Genomic DNA, 12,060 nt, shown 5'->3' on the forward strand with positions numbered 1-12,060 from the left:
AGTTTCCGGGCCGGCTATTTCGTGTCTGGCTTGGGCTTGCGTCCTCAGTCCCGGCTGAAAAGCTTGTCCAGGAACGGACGGTCCTGCGGGGTGGTGAACAGACTGACCACAACAATCAGCAGCAAGTTCAAGGGGAAAACCACGATAATCGGGTCGATCACCGACATCGGGAAATCGGCCAGCACCGGCTGCCCGAAAAGCATCTGGCACACGCCCAGCGGCTTGGCCTCGCTGCCGTGGATGAACAGAGCGTAAAGCAGGCTGCCCAGCGAACCGAAAATCAGGCTGACTTTGGCCGCCGCTGGAGTCACCCTCCGCCAGTACAATCCCAGCGCATACAACGGCAGGAAACTCGCGGCGCACAGCCCGAAGAAAATCGCCGTGCCGCGCGCGATGATACTTTCAGGCAGCACGCTGCCCAGCCACATCACGATCACAATCCCGATCGAGATCGAGATGCGTGTCAGCTTGACCGTGTTGTCCTTCACCGTCTTGCGAGTTAGCTGCTGGTAAATGTCCCGGCTCATCGCCGTGCCCATGGCGTGTAACTGCCCGGACAGGGTGCTCATTGCCGCAGCCAGCAGAATCAGCATGAAAATCGCGCCGAACCACTGCGGAAGAGCGCTGGAGATGAACAGCGGGATGATCTTGTCCACGTTGCCGCCGGCCGCCTCCTCCGCCAGCACTCCCTGAGTGCGGAAGAAATAGACATTGGAGAGCGCCCCGACCACATAGGCCACACCGGGGATCATCAGGATGAACAGGCCACCCACCGGGACGGCGCGGTTCAGCTCGCGCTGGCTCTTGACGGTCATGAACCGCACGACAAGCTGCGGCTGGGCCAGTACGCCGATCCCCACGCCCAGGATGATCGTGGTGACCAGAATATACCACCATTGCGAGAACGCCTTGGGCATCGCGGTCCAGCCCACATGGCCCATGGCGGCCAGTTTCTCCGGCACCTTGCCCGCCAGGTCGGTCAGGGCCTGGTGCGCCCCGCTGAACCCACCCAGGATGCTGTAGGTGTAGATGCCCAGGAACGCCATGCCGAAAAACATGATCGTCCCCTGCAGGGCATCCGTGTACAGCACGCCCTTTAACCCGCCCGCGATCACATAGGCCGCCACGATCAGGGTGAAAATGAACAGCCCGACCATGTAGGGCAGCCCCATGTAGATCTCGATGTAGCGCGCCCCTCCGATCAACACCACTCCGGCGTACAGCGGCATGGCCAGAAAAATAAGCACTCCGCCGTAGACCTGGATGAACTTGCTGCCGTAGCGCTTGCCGATGAATTCCGGGAATGTGTGGGCATCCAGATGGTAGCCCATCATACGGGTCCGGTTGCCGAAAAAGACAAATGCGATGAAGATTCCAACGAAGATATTGAGGAACACCAGCCACAGAAGGCCCATGCCGAAACGCCCGGCCATGCCGCCGAACCCCACGATGGCCGAGGTGGAGATGAACGTGGCCCCGTAGGACATCGACATGATGAACGGGTGCGTGCTGCGCCCGGCCAGAAGGTAATCCGTGGCGCTGTTGGTCTTGCGGTAACCCAGGAAACCCAGGTAGCCCACTACCAGCAGATATACGATAACCACAAAGATGAGGAAGAAAAATGACATTTGACCGCACTCCCGGAATACCGTTCGTTCAGTGCTTCAGCAGTGGGCGGCCGGGCGGGCCGGCCGCCGGTTGGACTATTCAGACTCTCTGTCCCTTTCCAAAAAAGAAGGGGCGACAACCGATCCTGCTTCCTACCGCCGGAAAAGTCTCTCCACCTGCTGCGGGTCCATCTGACGGGTGAACAGGCTCACCAGCACCGTGACCAGAAGGCTTATCGGCAGAACGATTACAATCGGGTCCACCACGGCCAGGGACGGCACCAGGTTCGGCTTGCCGAACAGGGCCTGGCAGGCGCCCAGGGCCGCCGATTCCTTGGCGTGGATGAACAGGATGTAGAACACGCTGCCCAGGAAACCCACCACCAGACCGCTCTTGGCTCCCGCCGGAGTGGCTTTCTTCCAGTAGAGCCCCAGGGCGTACATCGGCAGGAAACTGGAGGCGCAGAGCCCGAAGAAAATCGCCGTACCCGGGGCGATGATGCTGTCCGGGAGCACCTCGCCCAGAATCACTATGGTGATTATCCCCAGCAGAACCCCCAGACGCGCGATTATCAGAGTGTTGTCCTTTTTCGTCTTCGGGGTGAGTTGCTGGAAAATGTCGCGGCTGATCGCCGTGCCCATGGTGTGGAACTGGCTGGAGAGCGTGCTCATGGCCGCGGAAAGCAAGGTGAGCAGGAACAGCACCCCGAACCACTTGGGCAGGGCCTCCGAGATGAACAGCGGGATTATCGCATCGGCGTTGCCGCCCGCCGCGGCGATGGAAATCATCCCCTGGGTGCGGAAAAAGAACACGTTGGACAGGCTGCCCACGATGAAAGCCACGCCGGTCATCATGAAAATGAAAATCCCGCCGGCGAACACGGCCCGGTTCAGCTCGCGCTTGCTCTTGACTGTCATGAACCGCACCACAAGCTGCGGCTGGGCCAGCACCCCGATCCCAACACCCAGGACCAGCGTGCTCACCAGGTTCCACCACCAGGTGGACAGGAACCTGGGCATGGCGGTCCAGCCCATGTGCCCGGCGGCGGCCAGTTTCTCGGGGACTTTGTCCGCCAGGTCGGTCAGGGCCTGGTGCGCGCTGGTGAACCCGCCCAGGGAGATGTAGGTGAAGATGAACAGGATGCTCATCCCCACGAACATGATCGTGCCCTGGGCGGCATCCGTGTACATCACGCCCTTTAGCCCTCCGGCGATCACGTAGGCGGCGATTATCACCGCGCAGATCGCCAGGGCGGCGTCATAGGGGACGCCCATGTAGATCTCGATGAACTTGACCCCGCCGATCATCACCACTCCGGCGTACAGCGGCATGGCGATGAAAATGACCGCGCCGCTGAACACCTGGATGAACCGGCTGCCGTAGCGCTTGCCCATGAACTCGGGGAACGTGTGGGCATCCAGATGGTAGCCCATCACCCGGGTGCGGTTGCCGAACACCACGAAAGCGATGAAAATCCCCACCAGGATGTTGCAGAACGTGAGCCACAGCAGCCCCATGCCGAACACTCCGGCCGCGCCGCCGAAACCGACTATGGCCGAGGTGGAGATGAACGTGGCCCCGTAGGAGATGGCCATGACATAGGGATGGATCTGACGGCCGGCGACCAGGTAATCACTGGCGTTCGTGGTCTTGCGATAGCCCAGGAATCCCAGGTAACCGACGAGCATGAGATAGAAAACGACAGCGATGATTGTCCACATCTGCCTGCGCTCCCATTTGTCGGTGGTGAAAAGCTCGGAGCCGCCCGCCCGCGGGCAGACGGCATCAACCGGCAAGTTGGCTCATGCTCAAAGGGTGTCGCTTATCTTATCCTCTTCCTTGGCCCATTTGGCCGTCTCATCGCTTGATGCTCCCCCGTCCGAATTCCACTTGGCCCAGCCGTACAACACGCACAGAAGACTGCTCAGGATGCACAGAAGATATGCCGCCACGATCCAGGGATCAGCCAGTCCGAACATGGTATACCTCCTTGTGCGGCGCGCACCGGCGCCGCCTCAGGGATTTTAGAAAACAACCTCGAGCTGGGAGCGGATGCCGTAGCCCATATCTTCATAGCCGCGGGCCTTCATCCATTTGCCGGGAAAGATGGCGGCGAATATGAACTGATAGCTGAAGTTCTTGTAGACCGGCACGGTGACGATGTTGTCATACTCCCAGCCGAAAGTCTTGCTGCTGACATTGACCGGGTTGCCTTGCATGTCCTTGCCCGGTACGGGCTCGGTCATGCGCAGGTAGATCGGGCTGAACACATAGGTCGCCTTGCCCGGCAGCATGAACACGGCCTGGGCCTTGGCATAGGTGGTGTTCTCCAGGCCCGGGGCCAGGTTCTCGGCCATGCCCTTGGAATAGAGGCCGTAGAAATGGCTGGCGTTGTGGTTCATGTGGATGAAGCGGTATTCGTAGGCCCAGGCGTAGGGGTAGAACGGGCCGACACCCACGTAGCCCTCGAACTTGTTGGGCGTCGAGGGGTCATCCCCGCTGCCGATCCCGTACTCGAACGACAGGCGCAGCTTCTTGTCCAGCAACGGGGGCGCGGCGGCGTTGACCATGAAACACCAGCCGGTCCAGTCGATATCGGGCTGGGTCGAGTTGGCGCCGAATTTCTTCGCCCCGTTCTGGTAGTCAAACTCACTTTTCAGGGTCCAGCCGGCCGGCAGGGCCAGGTCGGCGGTCAGGCCCAGGTTCACGTGGCTGAGCAGGTCCAGGTTGTAGCTGTTGTCGCGGAAATAGGCCAGGAACGCCCCCAGCTTCGATTTCTGGACCGGCAGGCTTACGTCGCCGAAAAACATGTCGGCGTCATCGCAGTCGTTCACCTTCAGGTCGCTGTTGTAATTCTCGCGGATGCCCTCGAAAAATTTCATCGAGCCGGCGCGGAAAGAGGGCTTGTCCGGACCCAGGTCGGTGTAGAACTGGTAGCCGAACACGCTGGCGATGTTGGTGTTGGTGTAGATGCCGTTACCCAGCATGAAGCCCTGGCGGCCGAATTTCAGCTTCATCTTGGTGTTGGGGATCTTCACATCCAGCCAGGCCTGGCGCAGGTGCGGTTCCCAGGCCTCATCCGTGTTCAGGCGCACCGGTATCTTGGTCCCGTCCGGCAGGGTGAAATCGGTCTGCATCACTTCCTCGCCGGTCTGGATCGTGTTGTACTTGAACTCCTGGCCCAGGAAGATCAGCTTGTTGAGCTCGAAAAACACCTTGACGTTCTCGTTGGGGGTGATGCCGAAAGTCAGAGAGAGGTCGCCGTAATAATTGTGCCGGTTCAGGCTGCCTTTTTCGGATTGATCCCCGTCGCTGATGAAATCCAGATCGTAGTAGCGACCACGGTACTGCATGTGGCCCCCGACCTCCAGGATGTGCCCGGCCTCATCCTTCATGTTCCAGGCATGAAGCTCGGGCAGTGCCAGGGCCAAAGCTGAAAGAACTGCGACTGCGAGTACCGAGCGGGTCTGATGCATGCGTACCTCTCCCTGCGTTGGGGGTTTATGTGATGGGCCGCTGCCGGCCCGGGGGGTTCTTGCTTAGAGCTTGTAGACCTCGTTGCCGGTCAGAAGGCTCACGCCTTTCTGCTGCAGGATGCCGATCGCCCGGTCGACCTCCTCGAAACGGAAAATGACCACCGCGCCCTCGGTGCGTTTCTCCACAAAGGCGTAGAGGTACTCCACGTTCAGGTTGGCCTCCCGGAAAATCTTTAGCACCCCGGCCAGGCCGCCGGGGCTGTCGGGCACCTCGACCGCGATCACATCGGTGTAGCGGGTGGTGAAACCGGCCTCGCGCAGGGCCTCGTAGGCCTCCTCGGGACGGTTGACGATCAGGCGCAGGATGCCGAAATCACTGGTGTCGGCCAGCGAGAGAGCGCGGATGTTGATCTTGCGCGAGCCGAGGATGTCCGCCACCTCATCCAGACGGCCGGTGCGGTTTTCGAGAAAAACACTGACCTGTTTGACACGCATAGGAATGTCCTTTCGACAATTGGGTTTCAGGGCTTTTCCTTGAGAAGGGCCAGCATGCGCCGGGCGTTGCCGTGCTCGATCCGCTCAAGCGCCTCCGGGGCCAGGCCCAGGGAGCGCAGGCGCTCCAGCTCCACCGGCTGGTCGCACCAGGGGCTGTCCGAGCCGTACATCACGAACTCCCGGCCGTGTGCGGCCAGCATCCGCCTGAACTGGTCATCCGGCATCCAGCCCAGGGAAAAAGAAGTGTCCATCCAGACTTCCCGGCCGATCAGCCAGCGCTCGGAGGCGTCCCACAACCGGAACCCCCCCATGTGGGTGGCGAAAATGCGGATGCCGGGCAGCTTGTCCAGCAGGAACGCGATACTCTGCGGGGTGCAGCGCGCCGGCGGATCGAACGAGATGTCCTCGCCGCAGTGGAACGCCACCAAGAGGCCCGCATCGCGCATGGCCGCGAAAAACGGGAGCAGCGCCGGGTCATCCGGCGCGAACCCCTGGTACTCGGGGTGCAGTTTCACCCCCGGCAGGCCCAGAGCGACCAGCTCATCCAGCTCCTCGCGCCAGGTGCGGCTGGCCGGGTGCAGCCCGCCCAGCATCTCGAGGCGCGGGTCCTTCACCGCGGCGGAGAAGCGGTTGACCGAGCTGACTTTCTCCGGGTTGGTGGCCACGGGCAGCACCAGGGCCAGCTCGATGCCTGTCCGTTCCATCGAGTCGAGGAGCCCCTGACGGGTGCCGTCCAGAAAGGCCCTCTGGCCGCTGGTGCCCTCCAGCTTGGAGACCGCCGCGGCCGCCACCTTGTCCGGAAAGAAATGGGCGTGCGAATCTATCACTGCCACTTGAACCTCCCTCCTTACCTTACGGCTTCGGCCGCTCGTCGATCACCCGCTTGGCCTTGCCCTCGCTGCGGGCGATAGTGCGCGGCTCCACCAGCTTGACCCGGATCGACACTCCAAGAACCGATTCGAGTTCGGACTTGACCTTGCGGCTCAGGCCCTCGAGCTGCCTTATCTCGTCCGAGAAGAAACGCTCGTCCACCTCCACCTGCACTTCCAGCGTGTCGAGCGAGCCCTCGCGCCGCACGATAAGCTGGTAGTGCGGCTGGGCCTCCTCGATGCCCACCAGCACGCTCTCGACCTGCGAGGGGAACACATTCACCCCGCGGATGATGAGCATGTCGTCCGTGCGGCCGCTGATCCGGGCCATGCGCACGTGGGTCCGCCCGCAGGCGCATTTCTCGGGGTGCAGGCTGGTGATGTCGCGGGTGCGGTAGCGGATCAGCGGGAAAGCCTCCTTGGTCACCGTGGTGAACACCAGCTCACCTTTCTGTCCGTAGGGCAGCGGCTCTCCGCTCACCGGGTCGATGACCTCGGGGATGAAATGATCGTCGAACACGTGCAGGCCGTTTTTCTGCAGGCACTCCATCGACACGCCGGGGCCGATGATCTCGCTCAGGCCGTAGATGTCCAGGGCGTCAATGCTGAGGTTCTTCTCGATGGAGGCCCGTATCTCATCGCTCCAGGGCTCGGCCCCGAACACCCCCACCTTGAGCGGGAGCGTGCGGATGTCGATCCCCATCTCGGCCGCCACCTCGGCGATGTAGAGCGAGTAGGAGGGCGTGCAGCACAGGCCGGTGGAGCCGAAATCCTGCAGGATCATGATCTGGCGCTTGGTGTTGCCGCCCGAGATCGGGATCACCGCCGCGCCGATCCGCTCGGCCCCGTAGTGCGCGCCCAACCCGCCGGTGAACATCCCGTAGCCGTAGGCGTTCTGGATGATGTCGCCGCGGCCCAGGCCGGCGCAGGTAAAACTGCGGGCCATCACCTCGGCCCACAGGTCGATGTCGTTCTTGGTGTAGCCGACCACGGTGGGCTTGCCGGTGGTCCCGCTGGAGGAGTGGATGCGCACCACGTCATCCAACGGCACGTTGAACAGGCCGAACGGATAGTTGTCCCGCAGGTCCTGCTTGTTGGTGAACGGCAGGTGGCGCAGATCATCGACCGAGCGGATGTCCTCCGGCTTGATGCCCTTGGACTCGAAGGCGCGGCGGTAGAAAGGCACGCGCTCGTAGACCCGGCGGCAGCAGTCCGCCAGGCGCTCCCCCTGGAGCTGGCGGCGCTCCTCGAGAGGCATGGTTTCGTATTTCTCGTTCCAGATCAACGCGGGGCTCCATCGGTTGCGGTTTATCTGCGCAGGCCGGGGTTGCGCACTCACTACCGGGCGCGCGCGTCCCCGACAGGGAATGTCAGTAAACGGGCAGGGTCGCCCCTGCTATGCACGGAATAACGGTGCGATGCACCTCGAAAAGCGGCCGGAGCACGGCGCTCCGGCCGCCCTGAATTCAACGGAGGCTGTCTGCGGCGTCGCGGCCCAGCGCGAAGGCGCGACGGTTGAGCTCGATGAATTTCTCTTTGACCTGCGCTTCGAGCGCTTTCTCCCAAAGCTCGGCGGGAAACTCGAGCAGGCGGCTCAGGGCCCCGAGCAGCACCACGTTCATGCTGCGAAGATCCCCGGCCTGGAGCGCCCGCGCCACACCATCCACCACCAGCACCCGCCGGCCGTTGGAATACAGAAGGTCGATCGCGTTCTCGGTGTAGGGAATCTTGCCCGTGGCCACCGAGACCGGGTCGAGACGGAAATCGTTGACCACTATCGCCCCGTCCGGAGCCAGGTAGCCACTCCAGCGCAGGGCTTCCAGCTTCTCCAGCGCCACCAGGACATCCACCTGTCCCTGGGGGATGATCGGCGAGAGGACTTTCTCGCCGTAGCGCACGTGGCTGTTGACCGTCCCGCCACGCTGGCTCATCCCGTGGATTTCGCTCTTCTTCACATCCAGCCCGGCCAGCAGGGCGGCCTGGCTGACCACCTCGGAGGCGAGCAGGATCCCCTGGCCGCCCACTCCGACTATCAGCACGTTGGTTGTCTTGTTCCGGTTCATAACGAGAGCGCTCCACACGGACAGGCCGTGGTGCACAGGCCGCAGCCGGTGCAAAAGGCCGAGTTTATTCTGGGTTTGCCGGTCGCCGCGTCCTTCTCGATGGCCGGGCAGCCGATACGGAAACAGGCCCCGCAGGCGGTGCAGGTGTCGCTGTCGTAATTGACCGTGGGCCTGTGCTTGCCGCGCACCTCGGGCAGAAGCACGCAGGGCCGCTGGGCGATCACCACGGCTGGCCCGGAGTGCAGAAGAGCCATCTCCACCGCCTGCTTGAACTTGTCCACGTCGTAGGGGTCCACAGTGACCGCGAACTCCACTCCCAGGGCCCGGACAAGGGCACGGTAGTCCACCGCCGGGGCCGGACCACCGTCAAGAGTGCGGCCGCTGCCGGGGTTCTCGTTGTGCCCGGTCATGGCCGTGGTGCGGTTGTCGAGGATGATTGTCACCGTGTGGCCGCCGTTGTAGACCACGTTCAGCAGCGGGGTGATCCCCGAGTGCAGGAACGTGCTGTCGCCGATCACCGCCACCACGCGCTCCTTGGCCTCGGGGCCCAGGGCGCGTTCCAGGCCGTAGCCCATGCCGATCGAGGCTCCCATGCACAGGCAGGTGTCCATCGAGGCCAGCGGCGGCAGCGCGCCCAGGGTGTAGCAGCCGATATCGCCGGTCACGGTCAGGCGCATTTTCTTGAGGGTCATGAACACCGCGCGGTGTGAGCAGCCCGGGCAGAGGACCGGCGGCCGCGGGGCCAGCTCCGGCAGTGCGGCGGCGGCGGCCTGCGGCTGCGGCGCGGCCACGCCGAACATGGCGGCCACGGTCTCGGGGCTCAACTCGCCGATGGGCGGCCGCGGAGCGGGCACTGTGGCCAGAGCCACGCCCAGGGCGCGGACCTCTGTCTCCAGGTACGGGTCCAGCTCCTCGACCACGTAGCAGCGCTCCACCGAGGCGGCGAACTTGCGGATCAGCGCGGCCGGCAGCGGGAAAGTGAATCCCAGCTTGAGCACGCTGGCCTCGGGCAGGGTCTCGCGCACGTAATTGTACACATTGCCCGCGCAGATCACGCCCAGCTCGGCGCTGCGGCCCTCGATCCGGTTGGCCGGGTGGGTCTCCACCTCGGCGCGCAGGAGGTTCAGTTTCTCCTCCAGCTTCACCCGCATGGTGCGGGCATTGGCCGGGATCATCACGTTCTTGACGAAATCCTTCGTGTAGGACGGGGCGGCAGGCTCGCGCCGCGGGCCGCGGGAGGAGATCGACTTGCTGTGGCAGACCCGGGTGGTCATGCGAAACAGCACCGGCAGCTCCAGGCGCTCGCTCAGGTCCCAGGCCCCGGCCAGGAACTCGGTCACCTCGCGGCTGTCCGCCGGCTCGAACATCGGCGCCTTGCCGAAACGGGCGTAGTTGCGGTTGTCCTGCTCGTTCTGCGAGGAATGCATCGAGGGGTCATCGGCCGTGATTATGACCATGCCGCCCTTGACTCCGGTGTAGGCCAGGGTCATGAACGGGTCGGCGGCCACGTTCAGGCCGACATGTTTCATGGTCACCAGGGTCCGCACCCCGCCCAGGGAGGCCCCGGCTGCCACCTCCAAAGCCACTTTCTCGTTGGGCGCCCACTCGCAGCGCACCTCGGGGTACCCGACCAGGGTCTCCAGAATCTCGGTGCTGGGTGTGCCCGGATACCCCGTGGCGAACAGCACTCCGGCCTCCCAGGCGGCCTGGGCCACCGCCTCGTTGCCACTGAGGAGCGCTTTTTCGCGCAGGGGTAGCAATTCATCACGCACTTTTGTCGCCATGCCTTTTACCAGCCTGTTCTGATATTGAGATGGTTCCGCCCGGCGCGGGCGCAGATTGAGTCACACTGCGGCGCACACTACGCCCCTTCTGGGCGTAGCACGCCGTCAAGCGTGTACCCACGGCAAACGCCGGGTCATGGAGAGAGTTACAGATGTCTGCGGCGCGGCGGAGTTTGAATCCGGCGCGACCAAAGTTTCGGTAATCCGGAATTTTATACCTCCACTGGCCCTCTGTCAATGAACTTATGCGTATTGTTACGGATATGTTAAGACAGCGGCCTCCAATATGGAAAAAAGACCGGAGTAAAAGAATTGACAAGCGCCCGGAGGCGTGTTAATAAAATATCTCCCGATTTTTCACAAAGATGAATTGTACCATCAAACTGAACCAGGAAGGACAGATGGGAAATCGGAGCATCACACTTTCAGAAAAAGAAATGGTGCAAAGCTGGTACAATGTGGCAGCCGATCTGCCCACACCGGTCGCGCCGCCTCTCAACGCCGCCACGGGCAAGCCCGCCGGGCCGGAAGACCTCGCCCCCATCTTCCCGATGGCCCTGATCATGCAGGAGGTCTCCACCGAGCGCTGGATCGACATCCCCGACCCGGTCAACCAGGTGCTCAAGCTCTGGCGTCCCACCCCCCTGGTGCGCGCCTACAACCTGGAAAAGGCCCTCGGCACCCCGGCCCGTATTTACTACAAGAACGAGAGCGTCAGCCCGGCCGGCAGCCACAAGCCCAACACCGCCGTGGCCCAGGCTTACTATAACAAAGAGGCCGGCATCCGCCGTATCTCCACCGAGACCGGCGCCGGCCAGTGGGGCAGCGCCCTGGCTTTCGCCTGCAACAACATGGGCCTCGAGTGCACGGTCTACATGGTGAAAGTCAGCTACGAGCAGAAACCGTTCCGCAAGAGCATGATGCATATGTGGAACGCCGAGGTCTACCCCAGCCCGACCGACCGGACCAACTCGGGCCGCGCGTTCCGCAAGCGGTTCCCCGGCACCACCGGCAGCCTGGGCATGGCGATCAGCGAGGCAGTGGAGGACGCCGCCACCCACGATGACACCAACTACTCCTTGGGCAGTGTGCTGAACCACGTGATGCTGCACCAGACCGTGATCGGCCTGGAGGCCAAGAAACAGTTCGAGCTGGCCGGCGATTTTCCGGACGTGCTGGTGGCCTGCGCCGGCGGCGGCAGCAATTTCGCCGGTTTCACCCTGCCGTTCATCCCGGACAAGCTCAAGGGCAAGAAAATCAAGATCGTGGCCGCCGAGCCGGCCGCCTGCCCCACCCTGACCAAGGGCCCGTTCCGCTACGATTTCGGCGACACGGGCAAGATGACCCCGCTGCTCAAGATGCACACTCTGGGCCATGTGTTCGTTCCGCCCGGAATCCATGCCGGCGGGCTGCGCTATCACGGGATGAGCCCGATTGTCAGCCATCTGAAGGAGCTGGGGCTGATCGAGGCCCGCGCCCTGCACCAGATCGAGTGCTTCGAGGCCGGCATCCTGTTCGCCCGCACCGAGGGCATCATCCCGGCCCCCGAGACCACGCACGCCATCCGCGGCGCCGTGATCGAGGCCCTGCTCTGCAAGGAAACGGGCGAGGAGAAGTGCATCGCTTTCAATTTCAGCGGCCACGGACACCTGGACCTGGCCTCCTACGACAAGTACTTCGATCACCAGTTGGACGATTTCGAATATCCGGATTCCAAGATCGAAGAGGCGCTCAAGGAACTGCCGGTGATTCAGGGCTGAGGCCG

Annotated in this window: 10 protein-coding genes; 1 reads left to right on the forward strand and 9 read right to left on the reverse strand. The window is 62.9% G+C overall.

Annotation, left to right across the window (positions count from 1 at the left end):
* Positions 1-44 precede the first annotated feature (44 nt).
* From LLH00_05030 to iorA, 9 genes are all read right to left on the reverse strand, one after another.
* Positions 45-1,628: a sodium:solute symporter family protein gene (locus LLH00_05030; GenBank protein MCE5270628.1), complete on the reverse strand. Its 1,584-nt coding sequence runs from the start codon at positions 1,626-1,628 to the stop codon at positions 45-47.
* A gap of 132 nt (positions 1,629-1,760) precedes the next feature.
* Positions 1,761-3,329 carry a sodium:solute symporter family protein gene (locus LLH00_05035; protein MCE5270629.1) on the reverse strand — a complete coding sequence of 523 codons (1,569 nt, stop codon included), beginning with the start codon at positions 3,327-3,329 and terminating at the stop codon, positions 1,761-1,763.
* An 87-nt stretch (positions 3,330-3,416) separates the two neighbouring features.
* The gene (locus LLH00_05040) at positions 3,417-3,587 is read right to left on the reverse strand and encodes a hypothetical protein (GenBank protein MCE5270630.1); all 171 of its coding nucleotides are present in this window, start codon (positions 3,585-3,587) and stop codon (positions 3,417-3,419) included.
* A gap of 45 nt (positions 3,588-3,632) precedes the next feature.
* Entirely contained in the window at positions 3,633-5,084 is a 1,452-nt protein-coding gene (locus tag LLH00_05045) for a hypothetical protein (GenBank protein ID MCE5270631.1), read from the reverse strand.
* Between the two features lie 63 nt (positions 5,085-5,147).
* Complete coding sequence (locus LLH00_05050) at positions 5,148-5,579, reverse strand: ACT domain-containing protein (GenBank protein ID MCE5270632.1); 432 nt, start codon at positions 5,577-5,579, stop codon at positions 5,148-5,150.
* Between the two features lie 26 nt (positions 5,580-5,605).
* A complete protein-coding gene (locus LLH00_05055) occupies positions 5,606-6,412 on the reverse strand; it encodes an amidohydrolase family protein (GenBank protein ID MCE5270633.1) in 807 nt (268 codons plus the stop codon).
* Between the two features lie 19 nt (positions 6,413-6,431).
* A complete protein-coding gene (locus LLH00_05060; GenBank protein MCE5270634.1) occupies positions 6,432-7,733 on the reverse strand; it encodes a phenylacetate--CoA ligase in 1,302 nt (433 codons plus the stop codon).
* Positions 7,734-7,914: 181 nt separating this feature from the next.
* Positions 7,915-8,511 (reverse strand): indolepyruvate oxidoreductase subunit beta, encoded by a 597-nt coding sequence (locus LLH00_05065; protein ID MCE5270635.1) that lies wholly within the window; start codon positions 8,509-8,511, stop codon positions 7,915-7,917.
* The gene (gene iorA / locus LLH00_05070) at positions 8,508-10,283 is read right to left on the reverse strand and encodes an indolepyruvate ferredoxin oxidoreductase subunit alpha (GenBank protein ID MCE5270636.1); all 1,776 of its coding nucleotides are present in this window, start codon (positions 10,281-10,283) and stop codon (positions 8,508-8,510) included. Before iorA ends, LLH00_05065 begins: the two co-directional genes overlap by 4 nt.
* A 413-nt stretch (positions 10,284-10,696) precedes the next feature.
* On the opposite strand from iorA, the gene LLH00_05075 reads away from it, so the two are divergent.
* A complete protein-coding gene (locus LLH00_05075) occupies positions 10,697-12,055 on the forward strand; it encodes a TrpB-like pyridoxal phosphate-dependent enzyme (GenBank protein MCE5270637.1) in 1,359 nt (452 codons plus the stop codon).
* The last annotated feature ends 5 nt before the right edge of the window (positions 12,056-12,060 follow it).

The organism is bacterium, from assembly GCA_021372515.1.
GTDB lineage: Bacteria > Gemmatimonadota > Glassbacteria > GWA2-58-10 > GWA2-58-10 > JAJFUG01.